Source organism: Mesorhizobium sp. P2_F8, from assembly GCF_056403655.1.
Genome location: NZ_JBFUFB010000003.1, coordinates 371,707 through 397,497, shown reverse-complemented (window position 1 = coordinate 397,497; position 25,791 = coordinate 371,707). Strand labels below are relative to the sequence as shown.

Annotated in this window: 28 protein-coding genes; 17 read left to right on the top strand and 11 right to left on the bottom strand. The window is 60.9% G+C overall.

The genetic code is table 11. From position 1 onward, the window contains the following. Nucleotides 1-5: 5 nt before the first annotated feature. The 3 genes from AC1DZP_RS09250 to AC1DZP_RS09240 all read left to right on the top strand — a co-directional run bounded on the left by AC1DZP_RS09250 (nucleotide 6) and on the right by AC1DZP_RS09240 (nucleotide 3,098). Nucleotides 6-1,052: an HlyD family secretion protein gene (locus AC1DZP_RS09250; RefSeq protein ID WP_477301741.1), complete on the top strand. Its 1,047-nt coding sequence runs from the start codon at nucleotides 6-8 to the stop codon at nucleotides 1,050-1,052. A gap of 1,238 nt (nucleotides 1,053-2,290) precedes the next feature. Further along, a complete protein-coding gene (locus AC1DZP_RS09245; RefSeq protein ID WP_477301739.1) occupies nucleotides 2,291-2,665 on the top strand; it encodes a CHAP domain-containing protein in 375 nt (124 codons plus the stop codon). A gap of 130 nt (nucleotides 2,666-2,795) precedes the next feature. Then, nucleotides 2,796-3,098, top strand: a complete 303-nt coding sequence (locus AC1DZP_RS09240) for a CbtA family protein (protein ID WP_477301737.1) — start codon at nucleotides 2,796-2,798, stop codon at nucleotides 3,096-3,098. Between the two features lie 210 nt (nucleotides 3,099-3,308). On the opposite strand, the gene AC1DZP_RS09235 is transcribed toward AC1DZP_RS09240, so the two are convergent. Next, on the bottom strand, nucleotides 3,309-4,136 hold the full coding sequence (locus AC1DZP_RS09235; protein WP_477301735.1) for a DUF4344 domain-containing metallopeptidase: 828 nt from the start codon (nucleotides 4,134-4,136) through the stop codon (nucleotides 3,309-3,311). A 384-nt stretch (nucleotides 4,137-4,520) separates the two neighbouring features. Between AC1DZP_RS09235 and AC1DZP_RS09230 the strand changes: the two genes are divergently transcribed. The 5 genes from AC1DZP_RS09230 to AC1DZP_RS09210 all read left to right on the top strand — a co-directional run bounded on the left by AC1DZP_RS09230 (nucleotide 4,521) and on the right by AC1DZP_RS09210 (nucleotide 7,984). After that, nucleotides 4,521-4,700, top strand: a complete 180-nt coding sequence (locus AC1DZP_RS09230) for a hypothetical protein (RefSeq protein ID WP_477301733.1) — start codon at nucleotides 4,521-4,523, stop codon at nucleotides 4,698-4,700. Continuing rightward, nucleotides 4,697-4,981, top strand: coding sequence for a hypothetical protein (locus tag AC1DZP_RS09225; RefSeq protein WP_477301731.1), 285 nt, complete (start codon nucleotides 4,697-4,699; stop codon nucleotides 4,979-4,981). The genes AC1DZP_RS09230 and AC1DZP_RS09225 overlap by 4 nt, the downstream gene beginning before the upstream one ends. Before the next feature lie 1,498 nt (nucleotides 4,982-6,479). Beyond that, a complete protein-coding gene (locus tag AC1DZP_RS09220) occupies nucleotides 6,480-7,016 on the top strand; it encodes a DnaJ domain-containing protein (RefSeq protein WP_477301729.1) in 537 nt (178 codons plus the stop codon). Nucleotides 7,017-7,295: 279 nt separating this feature from the next. Next, on the top strand, nucleotides 7,296-7,499 hold the full coding sequence (locus AC1DZP_RS09215; RefSeq protein WP_477301727.1) for a hypothetical protein: 204 nt from the start codon (nucleotides 7,296-7,298) through the stop codon (nucleotides 7,497-7,499). 278 nt (nucleotides 7,500-7,777) lie between these two features. Then, entirely contained in the window at nucleotides 7,778-7,984 is a 207-nt protein-coding gene (locus AC1DZP_RS09210) for a hypothetical protein (RefSeq protein WP_457155303.1), read from the top strand. A 79-nt stretch (nucleotides 7,985-8,063) separates the two neighbouring features. Here AC1DZP_RS09210 and AC1DZP_RS09205 read toward each other — a convergent pair whose 3' ends face one another. The 5 genes from AC1DZP_RS09205 to AC1DZP_RS09185 all read right to left on the bottom strand — a co-directional run bounded on the left by AC1DZP_RS09205 (nucleotide 8,064) and on the right by AC1DZP_RS09185 (nucleotide 10,577). After that, complete coding sequence (locus tag AC1DZP_RS09205; RefSeq protein ID WP_095091359.1) at nucleotides 8,064-8,303, bottom strand: hypothetical protein; 240 nt, start codon at nucleotides 8,301-8,303, stop codon at nucleotides 8,064-8,066. A 311-nt stretch (nucleotides 8,304-8,614) separates the two neighbouring features. Beyond that, nucleotides 8,615-8,851 (bottom strand): hypothetical protein, encoded by a 237-nt coding sequence (locus AC1DZP_RS09200; RefSeq protein WP_477301725.1) that lies wholly within the window; start codon nucleotides 8,849-8,851, stop codon nucleotides 8,615-8,617. 485 nt (nucleotides 8,852-9,336) lie between these two features. Further along, nucleotides 9,337-9,594 carry a PilZ domain-containing protein gene (locus AC1DZP_RS09195; protein ID WP_477301723.1) on the bottom strand — a complete coding sequence of 86 codons (258 nt, stop codon included), beginning with the start codon at nucleotides 9,592-9,594 and terminating at the stop codon, nucleotides 9,337-9,339. A 65-nt stretch (nucleotides 9,595-9,659) separates the two neighbouring features. Continuing rightward, nucleotides 9,660-10,001 (bottom strand): low affinity iron permease family protein, encoded by a 342-nt coding sequence (locus AC1DZP_RS09190; protein WP_477226854.1) that lies wholly within the window; start codon nucleotides 9,999-10,001, stop codon nucleotides 9,660-9,662. Between the two features lie 267 nt (nucleotides 10,002-10,268). Next, nucleotides 10,269-10,577: a DUF1236 domain-containing protein gene (locus tag AC1DZP_RS09185; RefSeq protein WP_457155502.1), complete on the bottom strand. Its 309-nt coding sequence runs from the start codon at nucleotides 10,575-10,577 to the stop codon at nucleotides 10,269-10,271. 389 nt (nucleotides 10,578-10,966) lie between these two features. On the opposite strand from AC1DZP_RS09185, the gene AC1DZP_RS09180 reads away from it, so the two are divergent. From AC1DZP_RS09180 to AC1DZP_RS09160, 5 genes are all read left to right on the top strand, one after another. Then, nucleotides 10,967-11,119 carry a hypothetical protein gene (locus AC1DZP_RS09180; RefSeq protein WP_477301720.1) on the top strand — a complete coding sequence of 51 codons (153 nt, stop codon included), beginning with the start codon at nucleotides 10,967-10,969 and terminating at the stop codon, nucleotides 11,117-11,119. A 320-nt stretch (nucleotides 11,120-11,439) separates the two neighbouring features. Beyond that, on the top strand, nucleotides 11,440-11,763 hold the full coding sequence (locus tag AC1DZP_RS09175) for a hypothetical protein (RefSeq protein ID WP_477301718.1): 324 nt from the start codon (nucleotides 11,440-11,442) through the stop codon (nucleotides 11,761-11,763). A gap of 81 nt (nucleotides 11,764-11,844) precedes the next feature. Further along, the gene (locus AC1DZP_RS09170; RefSeq protein ID WP_477301716.1) at nucleotides 11,845-12,849 is read left to right on the top strand and encodes an aldo/keto reductase; all 1,005 of its coding nucleotides are present in this window, start codon (nucleotides 11,845-11,847) and stop codon (nucleotides 12,847-12,849) included. Between the two features lie 372 nt (nucleotides 12,850-13,221). Then, the gene (locus AC1DZP_RS09165; RefSeq protein WP_477302207.1) at nucleotides 13,222-14,328 is read left to right on the top strand and encodes an efflux RND transporter periplasmic adaptor subunit; all 1,107 of its coding nucleotides are present in this window, start codon (nucleotides 13,222-13,224) and stop codon (nucleotides 14,326-14,328) included. After that, nucleotides 14,325-17,528, top strand: coding sequence for an efflux RND transporter permease subunit (locus AC1DZP_RS09160; RefSeq protein WP_477301714.1), 3,204 nt, complete (start codon nucleotides 14,325-14,327; stop codon nucleotides 17,526-17,528). Before AC1DZP_RS09165 ends, AC1DZP_RS09160 begins: the two co-directional genes overlap by 4 nt. Before the next feature lie 79 nt (nucleotides 17,529-17,607). Here AC1DZP_RS09160 and AC1DZP_RS09155 read toward each other — a convergent pair whose 3' ends face one another. Next, nucleotides 17,608-17,940, bottom strand: a complete 333-nt coding sequence (locus tag AC1DZP_RS09155) for a hypothetical protein (RefSeq protein WP_457153404.1) — start codon at nucleotides 17,938-17,940, stop codon at nucleotides 17,608-17,610. 243 nt (nucleotides 17,941-18,183) lie between these two features. Continuing rightward, a complete protein-coding gene (locus AC1DZP_RS09150) occupies nucleotides 18,184-19,854 on the bottom strand; it encodes a winged helix-turn-helix domain-containing tetratricopeptide repeat protein (protein WP_477301712.1) in 1,671 nt (556 codons plus the stop codon). An 89-nt stretch (nucleotides 19,855-19,943) separates the two neighbouring features. Here AC1DZP_RS09150 and AC1DZP_RS09145 point away from each other — a divergent pair, with 89 nt between their 5' ends. Then, a complete protein-coding gene (locus AC1DZP_RS09145) occupies nucleotides 19,944-20,321 on the top strand; it encodes a hypothetical protein (protein WP_477301710.1) in 378 nt (125 codons plus the stop codon). A 151-nt stretch (nucleotides 20,322-20,472) separates the two neighbouring features. On the opposite strand, the gene AC1DZP_RS09140 is transcribed toward AC1DZP_RS09145, so the two are convergent. Then, nucleotides 20,473-22,461, bottom strand: a complete 1,989-nt coding sequence (locus AC1DZP_RS09140) for an AI-2E family transporter (protein WP_477301708.1) — start codon at nucleotides 22,459-22,461, stop codon at nucleotides 20,473-20,475. A gap of 339 nt (nucleotides 22,462-22,800) precedes the next feature. Here AC1DZP_RS09140 and AC1DZP_RS09135 point away from each other — a divergent pair, with 339 nt between their 5' ends. The 3 genes from AC1DZP_RS09135 to AC1DZP_RS09125 all read left to right on the top strand — a co-directional run bounded on the left by AC1DZP_RS09135 (nucleotide 22,801) and on the right by AC1DZP_RS09125 (nucleotide 23,864). Beyond that, the gene (locus AC1DZP_RS09135; RefSeq protein WP_095091345.1) at nucleotides 22,801-23,154 is read left to right on the top strand and encodes a hypothetical protein; all 354 of its coding nucleotides are present in this window, start codon (nucleotides 22,801-22,803) and stop codon (nucleotides 23,152-23,154) included. A gap of 98 nt (nucleotides 23,155-23,252) precedes the next feature. Then, a complete protein-coding gene (locus AC1DZP_RS09130; protein ID WP_095091344.1) occupies nucleotides 23,253-23,498 on the top strand; it encodes a DUF982 domain-containing protein in 246 nt (81 codons plus the stop codon). A 132-nt stretch (nucleotides 23,499-23,630) separates the two neighbouring features. After that, nucleotides 23,631-23,864, top strand: a complete 234-nt coding sequence (locus tag AC1DZP_RS09125) for a DUF378 domain-containing protein (RefSeq protein ID WP_095091343.1) — start codon at nucleotides 23,631-23,633, stop codon at nucleotides 23,862-23,864. Between the two features lie 91 nt (nucleotides 23,865-23,955). Here AC1DZP_RS09125 and AC1DZP_RS09120 read toward each other — a convergent pair whose 3' ends face one another. Together AC1DZP_RS09120 and AC1DZP_RS09115 are read right to left on the bottom strand one after the other, a co-directional pair. Continuing rightward, nucleotides 23,956-25,029: a D-alanine--D-alanine ligase family protein gene (locus AC1DZP_RS09120; protein ID WP_477226843.1), complete on the bottom strand. Its 1,074-nt coding sequence runs from the start codon at nucleotides 25,027-25,029 to the stop codon at nucleotides 23,956-23,958. 24 nt (nucleotides 25,030-25,053) lie between these two features. After that, complete coding sequence (locus tag AC1DZP_RS09115; RefSeq protein WP_477301706.1) at nucleotides 25,054-25,671, bottom strand: C39 family peptidase; 618 nt, start codon at nucleotides 25,669-25,671, stop codon at nucleotides 25,054-25,056. Between the last annotated feature and the right edge of the window lie 120 nt (nucleotides 25,672-25,791).

Here is a 25,791-nt window from a genome sequence, read left to right as displayed (position 1 = left end):
GTGTCATGAACATAACGGTCAACCGCCTCGATCCCAATGTGCCTGACCCGATCGAGAGCCGCCGGCGCGCGGCCGGGCGCCTTGTGCGGTTCGCATATGGCGCTACCGTATTTGGCATCCTTGCGTTCTTCGTCGTCTATTTCGGCGCGCCCTTGGTGTTGCTGAGCGGACCCGGCACCGTAACAGCTCCCCGCTATGTGGTCTCGCTGCCCCATATCGTACAGATCAAGACCATGAACGTGGTGCCCGGCGCTACGGTCAAGGCCGGTCAAGTGATAGGTACGGTCAACTCGCCACAGGTCGACAGCGTCATCGCAACCTACATGAACGCTCTGGCGGACATCGCGGTTCGCCGGGCCGAGCTACGGGTCAAACTCCGGGTGGCTCAGGAATCGCTGGCGTCCTCGCGCTCCTATCTACGGCTCACCGAGGAAACCATCGCACACATCGAGGAGATGTCGTCCGCCAGCCTCAGTTATCGCGTCGACATGTACCGCGAGCGAGCGCAAGCCCTCAGGACCGTGGTTTCGCAAGAAGCGGAAATCGCCGAGGCCACTGTTCAGCTTACCGACCTAGACAAATTCAACCAGAAGATTCGCGGTCACATGGATGCCATCGAGGGCAGTTTCGCAGGCGGCGAAGTCCTGGCGCCGGTCGCGGGGGTGGTCTCAACCAATGTCGCGTATGCCGGCCAGTCCCTGGTGGCGGGCGCGCCGATCGCCGAGATCCTCGATCCGACGAACATCTTCGTGGACTGGTACGTGCCCAACGAGCGTCTGGCCAATCCCACGATAGACGATCAGGTCCAGGTGTTGTTCGGCAACCGTCGAATTCCTGGGACGATAATCGACATTCTGCCGGTCTCGGATATTTACGCTGGCCGGCAGCCGCAGTTCGGCGACGACCGACAGGCTACCCAGATTGCGCGAGTCCGCTTCAACAACGGCGTGACCCCGCCGCCACTCAGCTCAACGGTTTACGTTCACATGTATTACACCCACTTCACCGCCCGAATCGCTAAGTGGTTGATCCAGCTGCTGCGACTCGACTGAACGGCAACACCTGATGCAAATTGAAACCGACCAGTCGCAGTGCCCCGCTTGTGGTGGCGCCCTCAAGCTGTTCCCGGTGTTCCATCATATGATGTGCGCGTATGTTGGCCCGGAATACGATTTTGTGCCATCAGCCGGTGGCTACGGCTGCCCAAAATGCCGACGCCTCATCCTATCGGGCGATTATGCCTGCGAGATTGTCGGAACAAGCGCGCGATGCAGCCGGTGCCACAAAGAGATGGTCGTGTCTTCGGCGGGCAAGGCTCCGCTGTGACGCATGAGGCCCCTCCGAATCTGCAAGAGCCTTAAGTATCGCATCCGCATAGGCATACCCTCGCCGAACATCGGGGGACTGGGGAAGCCCAGGCTGACGCGATAGCGGTGGATCATCGGTCCTGTTGTGACAGCCATTGTGATCGACCTGTTGGTGGTCCTCGGTTGACGGCAAGGCCCTAACCTACGCGGTCACACCATACGAGAACGGACCGTCTTACCCTACCTGGAGGCGGGGGCGGACTTTCGAGCCCGTCTCTGGCCGGCGCCTGTTACCCCAAAGCCCCCCGCCCAATAGGCGTCGGCCTACTTCCATCAGAGATGATCCTAGCTGCTCTCGAAAGTCGGTTTCCAGTCGCGGTTCCGTGCCTGCTGCTGGCCGGCGTAGTCGGGAATGCACGTGAAGAACACCGGGCTGCGGCCGCGACCCTCTGCCTTGCAATCCGAGCAGTCAAAGCGCCCGACCAGATCCCAATGCATTGACCCATGATCAGGCCCGAGCCTGTCGATCAGCAACTGGATATCGAGCTTTGTCGACTTGCAGCACATCGGGTGACCGCAATTGACGTACATCGTTTCGCGAGCGGCCAGAGTGTCGGCGAGCGACGCACCGCTAGCGGAAAAAGGCCCGCCACCGGATAACGATGGCGGGAGCTTGTGTGGCTGCTCGGGGAGTGACTGCCGAGCAGAATCAGAACTTCCACTTTCTGCAACGGGTTCCAGCCTCGCGCACAAAAAAGCCCGCCACCACGAGGCAGCGGGCCAGGGTCTTATGGAGTGCTGGGATCAACCAGCATCGGGTCAACGAGCGGCGGTGGGGTTGGTTGCGAACTACAAACGAGGGATGACGCTCAGCGCGGCGGCGATAAGCGAAGGCCGCCGCCCTGCGCGGTGTCCGATTTTCAAGGGGCCGGTATTGGGGTAAATTGCCCTAGGCTCATGCCGCTCACGCCGGGAGCATTATTATGCCTTGGGATAAAAATAGGGCTATTTCCTTTGCGCGAGGACATGCTGGTGCTGGCGGAAGTCATGGCAAAGGTCATTGTGCAAGATCTGTAAGGGAGGCAATTGAAAGCGGCGGCATAACGTTGGTTCCAACTGGTGACGCGAAAGATTACGGACGGAATCTAACAAACGCTGGATTTGTTGAGACAAATACAACCATGCCAATTGCTGGAGACGTTGTAGTTATACAGGGAATAGATGGGCATCTTTCCGGACACATGGCTATCTATGACGGTAGAATATGGGTTTCCGATTTCATACAAAATGAAAGCCTTTACCCAAATCGGGCTTATCGCCAAATAAAGCCTAAATATAAAATCTACCGTCACCCCTGAGAGCACGCCGATGGCGTGGTTTGAAGTGCCGCGAATGAGAGGCCTCAGTCTTCAGCCGCGGGCCTGAACTTCCGGACGATCATCTCGAACAGGATGTCCGAAATCCACATGGCTGAAACGCCAATGAGAAATGCCGCTGTCCTCGACCGCCAAAGCGCTCCGCGCGGCCTGGCGCCTATGGAAGCAGCTCGGAGCGTGGAACGCCTCGATCATAGCCGGTATCGCTTTCCTGATCGTGTTTGCGCTGGTCAAGGTGGCGCTGCCCGACATCAACGAGGTGCCGGAGAAGTTCTCGGCCGTGCTGTTGTGGCAGTTCCGCGTCGCGTCGATGGGGATCCAGCTCATCCTGTGGACGGTGATCGGGCTCTTGTTCGGCGTCGTGGCTGAGCGGAAACTCGCGGCCGCCAGCCAAGCCCGCCTCGCGCGCGCTTGAAATCCCATGCGGTGGCCGCCAAGGTTTCGTGCCCTGGCGGCCATTTTCTTTTTGGCCGTTTAGCCCTGGCTTTTGCCTATCGCAACCGCCGAGGCGCATAGCGAGTTTGGCGATTCGCAACCGGCAAGTCGGGGCACACGGATCTTCGAATCGTGCGCGGCCGGCTTAGCTATGATGAGTTCGGGCCGCACGGCCGGCACGACACCGCCACTATCCACTCGGCCGTAGCCAACCCTTGTCGAACACCTTTTTAGCACGATGACGGTCGACATGCGGCTCGATCAGCTTCTTGTACGCATAACTGACCTGTTGGTATTCGTCTGCGCAATCCTCGGCTCGTTCCTTCGGCAAGTATCCCTTATCGACGATGTAGCCGAACTGCTCCTTGTCGGCACCATAGGCTAAGCACAGCTCGTTGTAGAAGCGTTGCGCTGGCGTGCCATGTACGTCCGCAAATTTCGCCATTTGAGGTGGAGCTGTCGCGGCCTCCGCCTCGGTCTTATACGCGTAGGCGGTGCCCCCGACGATCCTGCGTGCCTCGTCCTTATGGAGTTCCAGCGTGATGTAGGCAGACACCTGATCAGCGGCGTCTTCCTCGCGTCCAAACACCGGCACCCGCAGCATCTCGAATAGGGCGTGGCCAAATTCATGGAAACAGGTATCCAACAAGGGACCCGTGACGGCGTCGTCGGGCGTGACGCCGGCCAACGTGGTGTTTGCGGGCATGGTTTTCCGGAGTTGCTCAATGTACTCGTAGCAAATCGTTATCACGTTGTCTTCATACCAGGCATTGGCGTCACCGTCGCATCCCTCCACCTTTACCAGCAAAGGGCGCGGCAGTCGGAACGGACTGAGAAATTGCTGCAACCTCTCCAGAAACCTGACTTCCTTCAGTTGTTCGTAGATCGGCTGATGCGCTGAATTCTTGGGAAGCACATAGCTCACGGTCACCCGGTTGGCTTGAGCGGCAAGTGCTGTCGTCAAGGTGTCCGGCGCGACTACCATCCAGGTGATAAGCAACAGCAAGATCACTCTCATCACGTTCTCCTTTATGCCATCGCGGCATTGTCGGACGTCTGCGCAGTGGCAGCCCTGCCCTTGTGTCTGGACAACCTCTGCCGTGCCTGCCTGATGCAGTCGCGGCCGACAAATGCTGTCGTTTTCTCACACACACGCACAATCTGGTTACTGATCAGATGACGCGCTAATCATCGCGCTGATCCTGGACGAGGGAAAGTAGGTCACTGTTAAGAGCGGCCGAATGGGCAGAGATTTATTCTCGAATGTCAGCTTGCTGGCGTCAGCGGCGGCCTTCGGGGAAATCATGCAGGACGCGACCGAACCAGTCGAGCCTCGGACCAGGTGACCAGGGCCCCAACCAGCGCGTGCCCTCTGTCCGCTCGCCTACGCGGGCGAAGGAAAATGCACAAGACGCTGAAGATGACGCCAGCAATGGCCGCTGGCGTTTCCGCTACGCTCTGGTCAATGGGCGATATTTGCGAGAAGATGAATGCAGTTGCGCCGAAGCTGGGGCTGCACGGCCCTTACAACGAAAGCCGTCGCCTGATGCCGATAAAAGATAGCACCGGGAGGGCCGCGTGAAACGCGCGTTTCTATTTGGGCTCGCCGCCCAGCTAATCTTCATTAGCGCGATCTTTCTACTTTTTGGTGATCTAATGCTACCAATGACGCGGTCTCCGGTCATTGGCGTTGTCGCATTGGGTTTGGGCGTCGCGAGCGCATTTTTCGCTTGGAAGGCGACCCTCCATTCGTCCTGGCTGGTCAAGATCGGGATGTGGATTGCCGGCTTCCTTGCTATCTACGTGGTAATCCCCCTCATCGAAGTCGTCGGCGTGCTGATCATTCCGGTTATTTCAGACTGAGACACTCCTCCATTAGCGGTAGCTTGTATTTCGCCTGAACTGGAGTCATCATGCAGGGTGGTTTCAAGGGGTGAAATGTCATGGAATTTGCCAGTTGCTATGACCAGAGCGGGATCGTTCTTGCGTTCCTAAACATCACTGCGGTGTTCACAATTCTGGCCACCTTTGCCGGTGCACGGTTGATTGCAATGTCAGGCGGGACGCCTCCCGAACAGATTCAGACCGCGTAAAAATCGCAAGCTCTCAAGGGAACTTGGGCAAGGTCCACCATTATCCGGTGCCAATCAGGCTGACCGTTGGCGAAAGCAGCTCACGAAGCGACGGCATGACGCGCTGGCCGCGGGCTGGCGAAAGGCGAGGCGATGAAGCGCGTTTGCCTGGCAGCGCTATTGGTAACGGCGGCTCTGTCTGCACACGCCGATGGCGAGCGCTGGGGCATGATACCGGCGTGCGATTCGGCCGTCAGGATGATGTCGGCACTCAGGACCGCTTCGGCCGTCAGCACAGTCAGGTCTGTTCGCCTATACGACGGCTATCGGCTCCTGCATGCCGAAGAAGATTTCGCCGCCCGTGTCGCAACGATTGAGTACGCGACGCGGGACGACCACGGCACATTTGTCCCTCATTCGGCCCGGTGCCTCTTTTGGCATCACCGCATGAGTGGGATGAGCATCGACGGAGATGTCGAGGGACAGATCATCGTGGACTGAGCCGTTCACGGCGGGTTGGATTTGTCGGAGTGGCTCGCGTCCAGGTTTGCTTGCAGGCTCCATCTTGCAGGCTCCAAGGGGGCACCGAGCTAGGCAGACGCCATCAAAAACAACGAGAGGCAGGCGCGACGGCGGCCTGTATCATTTTAATACAATCCCCAATTTGTAGACTCGCGCGGTGCACCGGCATTTAGCTAGTCCTGCGCGGGCCAAGGGGAAAAACGCCCGCTGCACGGGAGGAAGCAATGTCTGTGCAAAAGGACGATTATCGAACGAACAGGGCCGACTATGCGATTGCCGCGAAGCATGGCGCGGAAGGCGATCGCGATGAGCTGCTGGCAAGAAAAAAGACAACCTTGTGGCTGAGAGACAGGCGATCCGCCAGATTGACCGCAAACCCGTCGGAAAGCAGGCCAGGGCCGAAGGCTAGACCGCGCGGCTAGTGCATGTGCCCAAAAGTGGCCCGGTTTTGGGATAAACGAAATGCACAACACAGAGACCCAAACGCGTCGCCTGAATACGTTCAAATGCGACGCGCTTTGGCTGGCGATCGCGGCATCTAAACAAGGCTCGCGCCGCCGCTGACTGGTTATGTCAGGCATTTTGACGCTGCATTTACCATCTCAGGTCCACGGACCATGGTCCAGCTTGCGACAGTGCGGTAACAGGCGCACTCTTCGAAATGAACCCGACGACAAGGGCCTGTGATCGCAACTCTTTCGCGGCCAGGCCCTTTGTCTTATTAAGACCAATGCATTGCCTGACAACGATGTCGTGGGAGCACCGATTTGTTCGTTGATTACTATGAACTTTTGGAAATCAGTCCGAACGCCAACTCGGAAACGATAGAACGGATATTTCGTTATTTTGCCATGCGCTACCATCCCGACAACCGGGATACCGGGGACGAATCTCGCTTTAGTGAAATCATAGATGCCCACAATACGCTCAAAGATCCGGTCAAGCGCGCGCAGTACGACATCGAGTATAAAGAGCATTTGAACATTCGCCGCGGGTTGAGCGAGGAAGCCAGCAACACCAAAGGCATAGAACGGGATGCCGTCATTCAGGCCAAAGTGCTCTCGCTCCTCTATGTCAAGCGCCGACAAGACGTCAACAATCCCGGCATTGGCGATACAGAACTCGAACGCCTGGCCGACTGCCCGCGTGAACATCTGGAATTTCATCTTTGGTATCTGAAAGCCAAAGGCTGGATAGGAAGGATAGAGAACGGGACGTTCGCGATCACCGTGGAAGGCATCGATCGCACCCATACCGAACATCGTCGTGATCCCACTACCAGACTACTGGACCATACGAACTGAAGTGGCTGCTCGCCCTGGCTGCTGTACCACGCTGCCGAAGTGCCTCCGCGCATCCGGCGCTTCTCCGAGGCCGCGGGCAACATCACAAAAGCTCGCCCGAGTAGGCAACGCAAATCGGTTTTTTAGCGACCGCGAAACCAAGCTCGCACTTCCGCGTTGAAGCTCATCCAACATGGAGCTCGACGAATGGATTCGGCAACTGCGGCAGTAATGCTTTTGCTTTCGTGCAGCCCGGGGAGAGAAGCTTCCGTGTGCAAACCCATCGATACGGCGTCGACGATGTACACATCGCTTGACCAGTGCCGGGCTTCCCTGTCGCGGAGGCTGGCAAGCTCTCCCAACGGCGCAATCGTCGGAAGGTGCAAGTCGATCGACCCCAACGTCACCGCATCCCTGCCTGCGCAATATACGACGGTCGTGGTCAAGCGAGGAATTGGGCAAGGCACCGTGACGAGCTATCTCGTGCCACGCGAGACGAAATGAAAAGAGGCGGTGCCGGAAGCGCGTGGCCGCTTGGCCACCCTGAAGATAATCCAGCAAAGGCAAAACCGGGCGACCTGCATCATCGATAATAAAGCAACTCGCCGGGGCAGCCCCAACGCCCTCCCCAGCGAGCCAGTTGCTCCGCGTAGAACGAGAAATGGAGCAACTGGAGCCCTATACGAACCCAGGCTCCAATAAGTTTCACCTCCAGCCATCCTGAAACCATTTTGTCGAACTTGCGTTGACGACCGGGGGCCGTCAGACCCGGGAGATATCCCATGACCGTCAACTGCCGCATCTCGATCGACAACCGGCCGGAAGCCACCGATGCCGTCTTCCAAGCGGTTCCCCGGATCGGCGAAAGCGTTTCGCTGTCGATCAACGGAAATGCGCAGGACCTGCGGGTATCGCGTGTGGTGCATGTGACGAATGGCACGCTGGAAGGTGCGGCGATCGTCGTCGAAGTGACGACCAGCATCCTGTAGGGGTCGAGAGCAGTCGGGTCCCGGCCTGTCAGCCGGCGCCCGCTGCCGTTTGCGACCAGCTGACCAGCTCAGTTGCGACCTACTCCTTGTCGCCCTCGGCAATCCCATTGCCGTCGGTGGGCAGGATTCCAAAATCCTGCGACTTCACCCCCTGCTCCGCCGTCAGGAACCCGTCCGAGGCCAGACCGCGCCGCAGCAGTTCCCTGACCGCAGCCGAGCGGCTCGGCATGCGCTTGTCATATCGCCAGTTTTCCAGCGCGGCCAGTTCGTCAGCCGTCAGCATGATCTGCAGTCGTTCGGGGCGTTCCAGTTCAGCCATGGCGCTTCCTCGCTCAAGACTAAGAATACGTTGAGTTAGTATCTGTCTCACTCAGCTTATAATTATGATAGGCCGCATTATGCGTCAAGACCCTGCGATGGGTGAACGACGTATCCCACACATGATAAGCATCAAACGCGGGCTGCGCATTTGTGTAACTATGCTAACCAACTGATTTAATTGAATATTTTATAGATTTAACTTGCCAGAAGCTCATGCCCGGCGCATGATGGAATCTTACAGAAAACCGGTCCCTCTGGGAGGTTTCGATGCGGTATGATTACTCGGCGCGCCTACGCGATGACGTCAATTCAGCGGTCCTGACGACATTCAGAAAGGCGGGCATCGTCAACATCTCGATGGTTGCGGAGCAGGTCAGGGTCAGGAATCTGGCCGAGAATGTCGCCCTCGAGGACATTGAACACCTGGTCCTGCAGGCGGCACAACTCATTGGCGCGGCGATCGAATTCGACGGCCTTGCCGGTTTGCTCGTGGATGGCCTTGCCGATGAAGATGGCGAGCGCATTTCCCCGATTGACCTGCCTCATCTGGCCTCGATCCAATAGGCAGCCAAAACGGCGGGCTGCCTGTAAGCGCTGCGCCATTCGACCAGACGCAGAACGCTGCCGGCCTGCACCATGCCTTGCGACGCTGTGCACCTGAGTCGGCTTTCAGTCGAAACGGCTGCGACATTAACCACGTTGCCATCAGCATGGACCCCAAAGCGGGTGTTGAACGTTTCCCATTATGGAAAATCAACAACACCGATTCTATTGCCACATCGAGACAGACGGAACCTGGGCGGTTTGGGATCGTATTGCCAATGCGCCGGCGAGCTTGGGAGGGCGGGACCTGATTGGTTGCACATCCCAGCGTGCCAACGCCGCGGAAGGCGTGCTGACGCGGATCTATGACAACGGATTGGATGCGGTTGCCGCTCGCATATCAGGGATAACGCATTCTCGTCAGGGATAGCGCAGTCTCGACCCAACCAGCCTAGCCACCCGCGGGCCGCACGCCCAGGGATCCTGGTTCAATAAATCTGCACGCCAAGCCGCTCGTTGCGTCTCCACCGCACCACGGCGCGATAGTTGGCGTCGTCCGCAGGCACGTGCAGGACGAACCGGTCGGGGATTGTTACGCCTGGGTCCACCCGCAACTCCGCGCCGTGAACGTGCTGATTCCTGACCGAGCAACTGATCTTGGCATCGTCCGTGATAATGATCGCATCCTTCAGAACAATCCCCCGTGCATCAGCGCGTCGTTCTACTGGCGGATCCGTGGGGCTCATCGTTCATTCCTCCTGGAACCCTGCAAGGCGGCGTGCCGCAGATCTTCCTTGTCACGCAATGGGGATTATGCCGGCCCAATTGTTCGGGCCGCTTCTTCTTCGAGCTTCACAAGCTTTGCCCGGATCTCTTCCGGTTCGGCATGCTCCAACCCGACAACGTCGTTTCGGGTTTCGTCAAGGGCAATGATGATCTCATTGAGTTTGGCGTGGATGGCGGCGGTGTCGCGATAGCCCTGTATGAGGACAACACCGGTGATCACGATGGCCGCAACCGACAGCGCATAGGTAACCGCATTTGTCAGCCCGAAAGGCACCAGCGCAGTGCAAAGTACCATGGCTATGAGCATCACATAGAAACCCGGGGGCCGGGAAAGAAAGTCGGCCGCGACGAACAGGAAGCGGTTCATGTTAACCGTCCCCGTTCCCGACTAGCCAAGCCTCGAGATCGCGCCGGCAGCCTGCCATATTGTCCATCATAGCCTGGCCAAGGCGAAGACAGCGATCAGCGCGGTGACCGCCACGCAGACAGGCACTGCCAGGAGCATGCCCGCCTCCAAAAACCGGGTCTCTTTGTCAGTGAACATTAGTGATTCCTCATATGACTGCAACGGAGAAATGCATGGAGCCCGCTTCCCGAAATAGATCGCGAAGCGGGCTCGCCTGCTGCGGCAGACCTACTCGATGATCTGCACGACCTTGCGGGTATCAGGATCCACGAGAACGGCGTGGTCGCCGACGACCGTGTACTTGTATTTGACGTCGGGCACCTCGATGGCGTGAAGCTCCACCGTATCCGGAAGGGCCGTGCCGACGTTGAGTTCGACACCCAGCAGGCTGACGGATGCGAGCTTCTGCTTGTGGATGTATTCGCGAACCACCGTCTGCTGTTCCGGCTTGAGAATTACGACGTTTTCCGCGAAGGCAGTACCAATTCCAGCGACCAGCGCGAGGCCTGCGACTGCACTGACAAGATATTTCTTCATGGCAAAATCTTTCCTTCTTGCGCCAATTTGGCAGCCAGGTTTGACTGCCAATCACGAGTCAGCAACGAGCCCCACAGCATTGCGTTCCGCCGCTCAGGCTAAGGTCCGGGGGTGGTACGACTGAAGTCTTAGCGGGCAACCTATGCCTGGCCGATACGTTAGAACCGCGCGAGAATCGGGGCCCCGAGCACGAGCCCTTTTCCTCGGCATCAACCGAGAGTCCACCATTTCCCCACACAGCGGGGTACCACCTCTAGCGTCCCCGCAGCGGCGGCGTGGCGTTTCCCACAGCGAGGCGAACAGTGACCAGTATCCAGAGACCGAGCACACATGATGACGATACCCGACCAGCAAATGACAACCATGCTCGTGTCCCGGAGGTGCTTTCGGTGCTTGATCTCATCCCCTCTCCCGACGACCACGAGATTGCTGATGTTGTCAGGCGTACAGAACGCCTTGCGATGGCGTTGGTCATCGGAATGGCGATTTGCTTGATCTCCGCACCGGCAGTCTATCTTACCCTCGCCTACTACTCTCACTGACACATAAGGGCTGAGACTTGAGGGTTTGCTCGCCGCACAGGTGCGGCGAGCAAACCCTATCAGCGCAGGAAGGGACGTGGCTGCGCCGATCGGAAAAGTTCGAGGTCGATCCTTGGAGGTCGGTCAGCCGAAGGTAATTCCAATCACCATAAAAGTGATGGCAACCGCGAAGATCGGTGCGAGCAACCAGCGTGCCTGGCCAACACTCCTATCCATAGCTTCCTCCAGCAAATCTGCAGCGGACAACGCCCGTGAGAGCCGACTGTTCCCGGCGGCGCCACCGGCAAGACCATTGCGGTTTGCGATCGGACTTAGGTCGCATGCGCCGCTCGACCCAAGCCCAACCCGGGAAACATCCGTGGGTGGAAGTGGGTGGAACAAGTCGCGCCATCGGAAATTATCCCGTCGCCCAACAGGAGGAGGACGTTGTGAAAGGTCTGCGCAGTCTCCTTGCCGAACTGTCTTTGAGCTGGCTCGGGCGCCGCAAGGCGCAAGCGCCGCAAACCGCCAACCTTAAGACCGCGACCCCCAAGACCTTGAACACGGTCAAAGCCGCGCCCCGCAAAGCTGAACACAAGACAAGGCAGCGTCCGGCCCACAAGCCCAAGCCACTGTCTTCCCGCGACGTGGCCTCGAACATGTGAAGACAGCGCGGCCGAAAGGCTGTGGGAAATAAGCGAGCGGCCGCTATAGTCTGGTGATCCCCCCACCGGAGAACGCCAGCCATGACCCTGAAAACCCACAAGCTCGGCAGCCAAGGGCTGCAGGTCTCGGCCATCGGCCTTGGCTGCATGGGCATGAGCCAGTCCTATGGTCCGGCCGACGAGGGCGAATCCATTGCCACCCTGCACCGCGCCATCGAACTCGGCTGCACCTTCCTCGACACCGCCGAGGTCTATGGCCCTCATACCAACGAGGCCCTGCTCGGCCGGGCGCTGAAGGGCAAGCGCGACCAGGTGACCATCGCCACCAAATTCGGCTTCCGCATCGAAAACGGCAAGCAGCTCGATGGAACCGACAGCCGGCCCGAGCATATCCGCGCGGCTGTGGAAGGCTCGCTCGGCCGGCTCGCCACCGACCATATCGACCTGCTCTACCAGCACCGCGTCGACCCGGCGGTGCCGATCGAGGATGTCGCCGGCGCGGTCGGCGAATTGGTCGCCCAAGGCAAGGTGCGGTTCTTCGGCCTGTCCGAGGCGGGTGCGGCCAACATCCGCCGCGCGCATGCCRTCTATCCGGTGTCGGCGGTGCAGAGCGAATATTCGCTGTGGGAGCGCAATCTGGAGCCGCAGATCATCCCGCTGCTCGGCGAACTCGGCATCGGCCTGGTGCCGTTCTCGCCGCTCGGCCGCGGTTTCCTCACCGGCGAGGTTAGCCGTGCGGAAAACTATCCCGAGGGCGATTACCGCCGCAACGACCCGCGCTACCAGGGCGAGAACTACGACGCCAATGTCGAGGCAGCGGCCAAGGTGCGCGACATCGCGGCGGCCAAAGGCGTCAAGCCCGGCCAGGTCGCGCTGGCCTGGCTGCTGCACAAGGGCACCGGTTTTGGCATCGACATCGTGCCGATCCCCGGCACCAAGCGGAGGAAATACCTGGAGGAGAATATCGCCGCCGTCGCAATCAAGCTCGATGCCGCCGAGATGGCCGCCCTCGACGAAGCGCTGGCGCCGGGCAAAATCTCGGGCCCGCGCTACGGCCAGCGCGGGTTGGCGATGGTCGACCGGTAGAGTCTGGGCATAGCCGGCGGAAATCTGAGCCATTCCAATAACCCAGAAATACCAACCGGGAGCGCGAGGATTTAAGCGCAGCGCCTCTGCGCACGCTTTCGACTTGCTTTAGCCGGTGCGGGGCAGCCACAGGGTGGACATTTCAGCCGACATGGAAAATGATCATGTTGCCCTGCACAACACTGCAGTGCTCTGATCTCGACGAACAAGCCTGAGCGTAGAAGCGGATCAACCGACCTCCGGGTCCAGCCAGCGAGGACGCAAATGGACACCCTTGAGGATGCGCAATGGCATCGCGACGCGGGCGGGCAACCCCGTCGATCGGCCGGCTGGCTTGCCCGCGCCGCCGTGTCGGCGGCATTCCTGCTCGGCATGGCTTTCAGCAGCACTGCGTTTGCGCAGGACCAGCCGCTACCCGTGGTGACGGCGGCCAAGCCGGTGGTCCGTGAAATCGTCGAAGACGACGAGTTCGTCGGGCGATTCGAAGCCGTCGACCAGGTCGCCATCCGCTCGCGCGTCAGCGGCTATCTGGACAAGGTCAGCTTCCAGGACGGCGCACTGGTCAACAAGGGCGACCTGCTCTTCACCATCGACCAGCGTCCGTACCAGGCGGCTTATGATGCCGCCAAATCACAAGTGGACGTCGCCAAGAGTCTGCTCGAATTCTCCAAGATGCAGCTGGATCGCGCCGACGAACTCGCCAAGACCGGCAATATCTCAACCTCGACCGTCGACGACCGCCGACGGGAATACCTTTCGGCGCAGGCGCAGATGCAGGGCGCGGCGGCTGCGCTGAGGACGGCCAGCCTGAACATGGAATTCACCGAGATCAAGGCGCCCTTGTCCGGCCGCATCGACCGCCGGCTGGTGTCGGTCGGCAACCTCGTGCAGCCGGATTCCACCTTGCTGACGACCATCGTTACGCGCGATCCGATCGACTTCTATTTCGACGTCGATGAGCGCCTGTATTTCAGCTACGCCCGCGACGCGAAGGAGCGCGGCGGCAGCATGCAGGAAGGCGACGGCGGGCTCGAGGTGGTGGTTCGCGTCGCCGACCGCGCGGAGGCGGTATTCAAAGGCAAGCTCGATTTTGCCGAGAACCGGATCGACAACGCGACCGGCACCATGCGGGTGCGTGCAACGTTTCCCAACGCCGACGGCATTCTCCAGCCAGGCATGTTCGGGCGCATCAACGTGCCGGGGTCGCTGCCGCATAGCGGCGTGCTGGTGCCCGACGAGGCGATCGGCGCCGATCAGGATCGCCGCATCGTGTTCCTGGTGGATGAGGCCGGGATGGTGACGGCGAAGCCCGTGCGCACCGGCCCGCTTCTCGACGGCTACCGGGTGATCCGCCAGGGCCTGACCGGCGACGAGACGATCATCGTCAACGGGCTGATGCACGCCAGGCCCGGCACCAAGGTGAAGGTCGAGATGGTGACGTTGCCGCCCAAGGCCGAGACCGCCGGGTTGCAGCAATGAGGTTCGCACATTTCTTCGTCGACCGTCCGATCTTCGCATCGGTCGTTTCGATCGTCCTGCTGATCCTCGGCGGGATTGCTTATACCCAGCTGCCGGTCGCCCAATATCCCGAGATCGCGCCGCCGACCATCGTCGTTCGCGCGCAGTATCCGGGCGCCGACGCCGAGACGATCGCAGCGACGGTGGCAACGCCGATCGAGCAGGAGATCAACGGCGTCGAGGGCATGCTCTACATGTCGTCCTATTCGTCGGGCGACGGGGCAATGGCGCTGACCATCACCTTCAAGCTGGGCACCGATCTCGACCAGGCGCAGGTGCTGGTGCAGAACCGCGTGTCGATCGCCCAGCCGCGCCTGCCCGAAGAAGTCCGCCGCCTCGGCATCACCACCACCAAGAGCTCGCCCGACCTGATGATGGTCGTGCACATGCTGTCGCCCGACAATACCTACGACCAGCTCTACGTCTCGAACTACGCCCGCTCGCAGGTGCGCGACATACTGCTCAGACTCGACGGCGTCGGCGACCTCACCATCTTCGGCGAACGCGAATATTCGCTGCGCATCTGGCTCGATCCGGAAAAACTGTCCGCCCTGGGGATGACCTCGGGCGATGTGGTGCAGGCGCTGCGCGACCAGAACGTCCAGGTGTCGGGCGGCTCGATCGGTGCGCCGCCGACCAATACCGGCACGGCGTTCCAATACACGGTCACCACGCAAGGCCGCTTCAACGACGCACGCGACTTCCGATACGTGATCGTCAAATCGGCCGACGACGGCCGCCTGATCTCGCTGCAGGACGTGGCGCGCATCGAGCTCGGCGCCAAGGATTACGTCACCAACTCCTATCTCAACGGCAAACCGGCGGTGGCGCTCGCCATCTTCCAGCGGCCGGGCACCAATGCGCTCGCCGCAGCCGCGCAGATCCAGGACAAGATGAAGGAGCTTTCCCGCGACTTCCCGAAGGGGTTGAGCTACGACATCGTCTACAATCCGACCGAGTTCGTCGCGGAGTCGATCCAGGAGGTCTACAAGACGATCCTCGAGGCGATGGTGCTTGTCATCATCGTCATCATCGTCTTCCTGCAATCGTGGCGCATGGCGATCGTGCCGATCGTGGCGATCCCCGTGTCGCTGATCGGCACGCTGGCGGTGCTCTACGCCGCCGGCTTCTCGCTCAACATGCTGACGCTGTTCGGCCTCGTTCTGGCGATCGGCATCGTCGTCGACGATGCGATCGTCGTGGTCGAGAACGTCGAGCGCAATATCGCCAGAGGGCTGGCGCCCAATCCAGCGTCGCACCTGACCATGGACGAAGTCGGAACGGCGGTCATCGCGATCTCGCTGGTGCTGATAGCCGTGTTCGTACCGACAGCCTTCATCCCCGGCATTTCTGGGCAGTTCTACCTGCAGTTTGCGATCACCATCGCGGTGTCGACGGCGATCTCGGCATTCAATTCGCTGACGCTTTCGCCGGCGCTGGCCGCACTGCTGTTCAAGCCGCACCACGCCGCGGCGGCGCCGCCGCGCTTTTTCCTGGCACGGTTCGCACGCGCGCTCGCCGACGGCTTCAATCGCGGCTTCGACAGGGTCGCCCATTGGTATTCGAGCATCATCCGCGTTCTGGTCGGCTCGTGGATAACGATCGGCGCCATGCTGGCCGTTTTCGCTGCCCTCATCTGCGCCACGGTCTACATGGTGCAGGCGGTGCCGCGCGGTTTCATTCCGACGCTCGACCAGGGCTATGCGATCGTCGTCGTCCAACTGCCGGACGGCGCCTCGCTGTCGAGGACCGATGCGGTCATTAAGCAGGCGTCGCAGATCATCCAGAAAACGCCAGGCGTCGACTACGCAGTCGCCTTCGCCGGCTTCTCCGGCGCGACCTTCACCAACGCCAGCAATGCGGGCGTGATCTTCGCCAGGTTCAAGCCGTTTGACGAGCGATTGAAAGCCGGCCAGTCGGCGACCAAGGTCATCGGCAATCTGTTCGGCAGCCTGCAAACCATCAAGGAAGCCTTCATCATCGCACTGCCGCCGCCGCCGATCCGCGGCGTCGGCAATGCCGGCGGCTTCAAGCTGCTGATCCAGGAGCGCAACAGCGCCGACATGCGGCAGGTCCTGGCGCTTGCCAACGACATCGCCGGCCAGGCCAACAAGACGCCGGGGCTGACGGGCGTGTTCACGACGTTCTCCGCGTCGAGCCCGCAATTCTTCCTGGCGATCGATCGCGACAAGGCGCGCATCCTGAACGTGCCGATCCCCAACATCTTCGAGACGCTGTCGATCAATTTGGGCACCGCCTACGTCAACGACTTCAACGCTTTCGGGCGCGTCTACCAGGTGCGGGCGCAGGCCGACCAGGCGTTCCGCCTCGATCGCGCCGACATCTTGAAACTGAAGGTGCGCTCGGCGACCGGCGCGCTGGTTCCGCTCGGCACGTTGATCGAGATCCGCGACGTCACCGGCCCGGCGCTGGTCCAGCGCTACAACATGTACGTCTCGGTGCCGCTGCAGGGCAACGCCGCGCCCGGCGTTTCCACGGGCGACGCGCTGGCATTGATGGAAGGGATCTCGGCAAAGACGCTGCCGGCCGGTACCTCCTATGAATGGACCGAGCTCGCCTATCAGGAGCGCAACACCGGCAATGCCGCTGTCTATATCTTCGGACTGTCGGTGCTGTTCGTGTTCCTGGCGCTGGCGGCGCAATATGAAAGCTGGGTGCTGCCGTTCGCCATTGTGCTGGTGGTGCCGCTCGGCGTGCTCGCGGCGTTGATCGGCGTGTCTTTCCGAGGCCTGGACAACAACATCCTCGTGCAGATCGGCCTCATCGTGCTGATCGGGCTTGCCGCCAAGAACGCGATCCTGATCGTCGAATTCGCGCGGCAGGCGGAGGAACGCGGCCTGTCGGCCGCCGAGGCTGCCGTCGAAGCCTGCCGGCTCAGGCTGCGGCCGATCCTGATGACCGCCTTCTCGTTCATCCTCGGCGTCGTGCCGCTGATGATCGCAACGGGCCCGGGCGCGGAAATGCGCCAGTCGCTCGGCACCGCGGTGTTCTCCGGCATGCTCGGCGTCACCTTCGTTGGCCTGTTCCTGACGCCGGTGTTCTACGTCACGCTCAGGTCGCTGTTTTCACGGCGCAAGCCCCGTGCCGAGGCCGCGCCTTCGGGGCCGGCAGAGGCGCCATCGGAGACGGCCGCCAAGTAGGTTACGAATTCGTCGCGCCGGGCGCGGCTTTATCGGCGCGGCGCAGCAACGATCCCGGTAGCGACGCGCAGTATTGACCTTAACCTGGGAGGAGTAGGGAGATCTTCACGCGCGGCGCGAAAAAACAACGCAAATACAGCTGATTGGTTACGACGTAGGTATTCTCGCAGATATGGTATTGGTCGTCCGGGGATTCCTGCACGCGGTCCCGTGGGATGATGAAGTTATGCGGCAGGTAAATGTAACCGCCGTCGCCCCTCATCCGCACCGAAGAACGAGGTATGGCGCGGCAATCAGAACCACCGCAACACTTGAATTTCGTCTGCGGATCGAACTTGTTTTCGTACCAATCATGGGCGCTGGCGACTGTTGCGGCGGCGATACACACCGCCGTGACGATGAACCTTCGCATGGCCTTCCTCAACTATCTGGCAGGCGCTGCTCCTTTGAGCGTCCATGTATATTAGCGTTCCTTTAGAAATGCCATGACCCTCGGCTGACTGGCGCAAGTCGGCCCCATGGCCGACTTTCCCGCACCCAATATTCCTGCAAAGGATGATCTTGGTTTTGAGGGCAACCACCGCCCGCAACACAAAGGCTTCAACGGTTTTTATGCGGCCAATCGGACGTCTGCCGGGCCGCATACGGTCGGCCGTCACTCCGGCAACCCAGCGAACCGCATGTGTTCGATCCAGCGGTCGAGGCTTCCGGGTGCGGTCCAAATCTTGCCCCACTCCCTGCGTTCTTTACTGATGGATTCACTGGGAGTGTTCTGGAGGAAAACCGCAAGTGCTTCCTTTGCCTCGCGCTTGTTTCCCAGACATGCTTGGATTCCCGCAAGCATTCGGTGCGCGCCGATCGGGATTGTGGACATTTTCCGCATAGCGGCCAGCGCGGCCCCGCAATCGTTCTTTTCCCAGAGCGCCCAGCCCATCTGCCAGTTGAAGTCGTCCGGGTAGAAAGGATCGATACCCATGGCCTGCCTGATGCGATCGATCGCTTCGTCTGTACGACCAACATAGAGTAGCAGATCCGTGCTGCGGACCAGGATATCCGAGTTGCTCGGGTTCAGGGCGATTGCCTGATCGAACTGCGCAAGGGCCTGCTCCACCTCGCCGGCTTCGGTGTGGATGCTGGCGCGGATATTATGCGCTTCAGCGTCATCAGGAGCGAGCACGATGGCCTCGTCGGCGTATTCGGCCGCGCGGTTCAACGCCTCGTCACGGTCCTGCTCGTTCCAGCCGAACATCGCATCGTTGCGATAGGACCAAGCCAGCCCGATATAGCCGAACTGCGAGTTCGGATCCTCTTCGATCGCCTTGAGGTTCAACTGCCGAAACAGCTCGTTCCTCGCAGCCGAGAAATTCTCTCGAATCTCGGCGATCCCCATCAGGTGATAGTGGAGCGCACTGACCCTGGCAGAACCGCTCTGTGGCAGAGGGCGCTCGATCCTGCGTCCGACCCGTTCCGCAAGCGTGCGGATGATTTCCTCCTGGACGACGAAAAGATCGCCGATCTCGCGGTTGTAGGTGTTGGCCCAGACATGCGATCCGTCATGCGCATTCAGCAACTGGGCGGTCACTTTCAGCCGGTCTCCGATCTTCTGCTGGCTGCCTTCGAGCAGGTAGTCGACGCCGAGTTCATCTCCGATCTGCCTGGTGTCGATGGGCTTGTCGCGGTACCTGAAGCTCGAGTTCCGGGCGATGACGGCATAAGTCTTGCTCCGCGCAAGCTCGGTAATGATCCCCTCGGCGACGGCATCACTGAGATATCCCTTGTCCCCGCCAGCACTGAAGTCGTCGAAGGCAAGGATTGCAATCCTCGGCATGTCGCTCGAACGAACTGGAGCGCCTCGCCATGTTTCCGCGCCGTAGTATGCGCCGATCGCTGCCGCGACGAGAACGACTGCAACCAGAATGAAGCCGCGCTGCGATAATCGTGTCTTCGCACGTTCCGTGCCGGCAGCGGCGTTTGGGTCCGCCGCGTCGGATGGATCGGCATTCAGCCGGTAGCCTCTCCTTGGCAAGGTTTCCACGATCGCATGCGCGTCGTCCCCCAATGCGCGGCGAATATCGGCAATGCATTGGGTCAGGCTGTCGTCGGTCACGAAGGTATCGGGCCAGACCGCGCGCATCAGCGCGTCCTTGGACACGATCTCGCCCGGTCGCGCCGCGAGCACGCAGAGCACCTCGGTGGACTGGCTGCGAAGATCGACCGCTTTACCTTCGACGGTTCGGAGTTGTTTGCTTTTCGTCAGCGAGAAAAGACCGCCGAATGTGATCGTTTCAGCAGGTTTCGGGTCAATTTCAGGAGCCTTTCGGGACATTTCACCCTCTTGGCGCGCTCCCTAGCTTATCCCTTTCGGCCTTCGCCTCCAAGTGATCCCACCAGTGCCGGATTGGATGGGAGGACGACATGAAACGCGCCAAGCTCATCATCGCTCTCGCTCTTCTCGTGACAGCGCCAACGGCTGCGAAAGCGGATTCCCGCATCGCGAAACTCTGCGGCTCTGACCATGTCATCGAGGCGGCCTCAGACGACGTCCGTCCCAACCCCGGCGGTTACTATGCCGCCAGCCTTAGGTCGATGGACGACTGCATGTTCACCGCCATCGCTGTCACAATCCTTCTGACCGACCAGGGGGAGCTAATCAGGATCCCCCAAGTGAAACCCATGACTTCCATGGCCGAGTGCAGAGCTTGGACCCATCAACAGGAGTTCATGCGCGTACTCCCCGGCTATCTCGCCAGCTTCCATTACTGCGACTACGCACTGGAGGCATCAAAACCGTGACCTTGCAGGTTCCTGGTTGTTCACGCTTGGACCGAAGGATGGCACCAGCGGGACCAAGGTCGTCGAGATCGGACCCCGCGTCCCGCCGGTCAGGGCGAGCGAGTATTTGCTGCGCGTAAATCGCGCCGGTGCGCCCGGTGCCAAGACGCCCCTAGCTCGCGGTTGCTGCCTGAACCTTTTTGGGCGCGGCCCGCTGCCGGCGCATGCGGCGTTTGGTGACGAGCTTGAGGGCAACCGGCGGCTCGTTTGACAGCGCGCCGACCACGGCGTCGACCATGCCATGGGCGACGAAATCCGCGTTCATGTCCTGGGCCAGCCTGGCGGTGGCCTCCTTGTCGTCATTGCCGGTTTCCGACCAGAACACGATGCCCACCCGCAGCGCCGCCTTCGCACGCTTCAGCCGGCGAACCAGGAAACGCGCGTGCTTGACGGAATCCCGGTTCAGGAAGCTGATCACGACGGTGTCGATGGCATCGAGCTCAAGGCGGCGGATGCTCGCCGGTTCCATCTCGGCGAAGCCCGCTTTCGATGCTGTCGCACCCTGCACTTGCAGCACCTGCGCCAGCATCGCGGCCGCGGCATCGTCGAGCTCGCCACGCCCACCGGCACAAAGCACCGACATGTCAGCGCCATCGGGCAGGTCGGCCTCGTCCACGCCGGCGCCATCGCCATTATCGCCGGGCTCCCCGGCCTCGGCCGGGTCATCCTCCTCGGCCGCTTCCTGTTGCGCCTCATCGTCGAGGTTGGCCACCAGCGTCAGGGCACTGTCCGCCACCTGCCGTCTTTGCAGGTCGCCCATGACGCCGCGCACACGGTCGCGCTCGCCCAGCAGAAGTGCCGGAATGGCCACCTTGTCGTAGAATTCGAACAGATACTTCTCTTCCAGCATCTCCTCGGCGTGGTCGGTGGCTTCCTCCGGATCGCCAGCCAGCAGCCGCTGGTAGAGGCGCGCATGGGGCTCGAGCACGGGCTCGTTGCCGAACAACACGTCGAGGAATTCGAACTGCGGCACGTGTCTGCCCAGCACCACCAGGCAGACAGTGAGCGGCGTCGACAGGACCAGTCCGAGCGGCCCCCAGAGCCAGGTCCAGAAGATGGCGGCCACGATGATCGCCAGCGATGACAGCCCCGTTCGCGAGCCGTAAAGCCAGGGTTCGACGACGTTGCCGGTGACCAATTCCATCACCACGAACAGGGCGGCCGTCCACAGGACGAGCGACCAGCCGGGTGCCACGGCCAGCGCCAGGAACAGCGGCAGCAGCATGCCGATGGCCGGACCGATATAGGGAACGAAACGCAGCGCCAGCGCCAGCAGCCCCCACAGCAGTGCATTGGGAATGCCGAGGATCCACAGTCCGAGCGCAATCGGTATGGCGTAGACGATGTTGACGACCAACTGCATGAGCAGATAGCGGCCCACCCGTTTGGCTGCATCCTGCAGCGCCTCGGTGGTGCGGTGAAGGTCGCCATAGCCGACAAGCCGGATGAAGCGGTCGCGCAGATCCTCCCGTTCGAGCAGCATGAAAATAACCACGACGATGATCAGTCCGGCCGATCCGAGCGGGCTGATCAGCGGACCGACGATGCTCTGCAGGACTTCGAGCGGCTTTTGGCGCGCGACGATCACGACGGGCACCGGCTCGCGCGCCGGCTTGTCCGGAGTGGCCGCGGGCGGCGAAGCGTCCTGCCTGTCTATCTCCTGTCCGACACGCTCGACCACGTCGCTCAACCTGGCAATGATGCCTCCCCCGACGCCGGTTTCCTTGAGTGAACGGATCTTGGTCAGGATGTTGATCTGGTAGGTCGGGATGTTCTGTGCCAGTTCGCTGACCTGCGAGGCGACAATGAAGCTGAACAGGGCGAGTGCCGCGAAAGCGCTGAGAACGCTGACGATGACAGCCGCGATCCTGGGGATGCCGACGCGTTTCAGCGCCGCGACCAGCGGCGCGAGCGCGAAGGTCAGCAACAGCGCGATGGCGATCGGCAGGAAAACCTCGCGTCCGAAATACAGCGCCGCCACCGTCGTGACGGTGGTTGCCACATTGGGCAATGAGGTTCGCGGGTGGGGCGCGGCGGCCGAAAGAATGTCCTCCAACCCATGCGCCGGAGACGCCATGCCGTTTCGACGATTGGTCGCCACTTGGTCTCTCCCCTGCCAACGGTCATGATCGGGCATATTGAGCCGGCGTGCAACTTTCGCCGGTGACGAACTGCTCGTCACCGGCTGCAGGTCGATGATCGGGATGGCGCGAGATGGCCGCGCGACGAAGCAATGGCGCCGGGAAATCTCCGGCCAGTGCTATCCCGGCCGCGCCCTGGCGATGGGGTAGAACGAGCACGTTGGGCCAGAAAAGAAAATTCATGTCCCTCGGTAGATCAACTGCACCGAGAACTGTATTCCCCCAGTCTGACCATAGCTGTCCCCTTGTCGCAGGGACGGTTCTGTGTACTTTCGAAAATCCTCTGGAGAAGACCCGGCATGAGACTTGCAGTGTTAGTCGCGTTGGCCACGGCAGCAACTGGATGTGTGAGCTCTCCTGTCGAATATGGAGCGTCGCTTTCGACGCAAGACCCGAAATGGGTATCGCCGGAATGTCAACAGGCCCGTGTCGACGCTTCGAACTATGATGCTCGCGAAAAAGAGCATCCCGGTTGGGGGACTGGTGTGTTCCTTGGGCCCTACGGACTGGGGCTGGCCGCAGCCATCAAAGAGCACGAGCAAAAGGAGCGAAAGATCTTCGCCCGCGAAATCCATTTGCGGTGCTCAAGTTTGCCGCTGCCGAAGGAACTCGAGGGCGAGCCGAGCCCCCCCGCCACGACAAAGTATCCATAAGCCAAAGTTGGGCGACGATCCTCACGCTACAGTGATTGGCGGCGATGCAACCTCGCGCCGCCAGAAGCGTTTACGACTGCAACGCAGTCGAGGTTCCAATGCAAACCGCATGGTTCTCCAAACCCGTGGTGGTTTCGGTCGGCGTCACCGGGTCCACCCGCAACCTGTCCAACACCGAGCAGGCCATCGAATTGCTCACGACACATTGGCGCGATGCCGGCAGCCTGAAACATCAGTCCGCGCTACGCGCCTGCCGCCGGGCAACGAGCGGCGAGGTGTCCCCCGATATCGCCAGGGAGGCGTTTGTCGAGGCCGCGCGCGAGGCGCATATCCTGGTCGAGTAAGCCGGGTCGGGTAGGCTGGTTGCATTCACGGACAATAGCGGTCGTTCACAATTTCGTGATCGAAGGAACCGTTTGAAACGGAAGGCGTTTTTTTTCAGACGTCTTTTTGTCAGGCAACCTTAGGAGGCGTTTATGCGTAACATGAACCTCGTCACACTCGCCCTGATCATCCTTGGCGGTCTCAACTTCCTGTCCATGGGTGTAACGGGCTATGACGTAATCGGGACTGTCCTCGGCGGCGCCATGCTGGCCCGCCTGGCCTATCTGATCATCGGCCTTGCGGCCATATGGCAGCTCATGCCAGGCTTCCAGAGCTTTACGGTTGGCGAAGTCGATGCCGAAAGGCATCTCCATCATCATCCGTGACCGGTAAGATGGGGGCGGCGGAAAACCCGCCGCCTCACATCCCGTAAAGGCCCGATCAGGCGGCCGCCATCAGCGTTCCCCGGCGAAGATTTTAGACCGTTCTCGCGCCATGCCTGGCCAGCGCGTGCTCGATTAGCACGTCGATGGTGTGGCTGTAGCCTGTGCCTGATGCCGCCAGCGCCTTGGCATACATCGAGATGTCGGTGAAGCCGGGAATGGTGTTGACCTCGTTGACGAGCAGCGAACCGTCGGCGCGCAGGAAGAAATCAACGCGCGCCATGGCTTCGCAGCCGAGCGCCTGGAAGGCGCGCCGTGCCATGTCGCGTGCCATGTCGGCAACCGCGGCCGGGACATCGGCGGGCACCTTGACCACCGCGCCGTCGGCATCGAGATATTTGGCCTCATAGGTGTAGAAGCCGTGCTTGCCGGCCGGAATGATCTCGCCGGGCAGCGACACCGTCAACGTGCCGTCGGCCCGCTGCAGGACCGAGCACTCGATCTCACGTCCCTCGACAAATTCTTCCACCAAAACCTTGTTATCATGATGGAAAGCCGCCTCGACGGCGTCGGCGAAACTGGCGCCGTCGACAGCCCTGCTCACCCCGAAGGACGAGCCCTGGCGCGCCGGCTTGACGAAGACCGGCAGACCCAGCCTTGCCCTGACGTCGTCGAAGGACACAGGCTCGCCACCCAGCAAGGTGGCGGAGCGCGCGACGGCAAGGCCGGCTTCGCGCATCAGCCGCTTGGCGACATCCTTGTCCATTGCGGCGGCCGAGGCGAGGATGCCGCAACCGACATAGGCGACATCGGCGACTTCCGCATAGCCCTGCACCGAACCGTCCTCGCCGAACGGCCCGTGCAGCACGGGAAAGACGACATCGACGGGGTCGGGCTGCGTTCCATCCCGCGACACGGCGACCAGCGTTCCCTTGCCGCCGGGCAACAGCGCGACCTCCACGCCGTCCTCGGACACCGGAGCCCCTGCCGCATCGCCGAGGGACGAAGCTTGCAGCAGCCATCTGCCGTCCCTGGAAATGGCGATCGGCACGATCTCGTAGCGCGTCCGGTCGATTGCCTTCAGCACATTGGCGGCCGAAAGGCGCGACACGTCATGTTCGGCCGAACGCCCGCCATAGAGGATGGCCACCCTTGTCTTGCCCGTCATCGAAATCCCTCAACTGTCAAAAAATCAAATGGCAACCGCAATGCCGCGATTGGCGAAGAAGCGGTCGAAATCGACCGGTGCCAACACTGCGTTCTCCTGTGTGGCGCTGGTATGGCCGGACGGATTGTGAAAGCGGAAACCCTGGTCCGACGCCGCGGTGACCAGCACCAGATGGCCTCCCTTCGCCGGCGGCTCGCGCTCGGGCCAGCGGATCCAGCTGCTGACCGAGGCGATGAAGAACCGCGACCGCGCCAGGATCGCCGGAATGTCCGATGTCGCGACATTGGTTATCACTTCGGCCCGCAGGCCGAAGGTCTCCCGCACGAAGCTGACGAAGGGTGCATAGATCAGCCCCTTGATCGATCCCTCGTTGACGACATAGCCGCCATAGGAGGTGCAGCGCCTGGCGAGCTCGATCGTCGGCACGATCTCGCCGCGCGTCGCCAGGATCATCTTCAGGCACGCCATGCCGCAGATATTGGCGGCCCAGACTGCGTATTCGTCCGGTGTCTCAGCCCCCGAATTTTGCCACAGCGGATCGCGCCGCAGCGCGACTTCAGCACCTTCGGCGAGCACCTCCATGGTCATGTCCGGCGTTTCCCACTGGCTGAAAAACGGCACGGTTTCAGACAGTGGGCTCATGCGCTTCCTCGATCAGATTCGGATTCTCGTAAACGAGGATACACGGCGATTGGAAACCCGCTCAGAGACCGTTTCGACATTCGCTCTGGCGGTTGAGGCTTCGAGGCCCGGAGCGCCGCG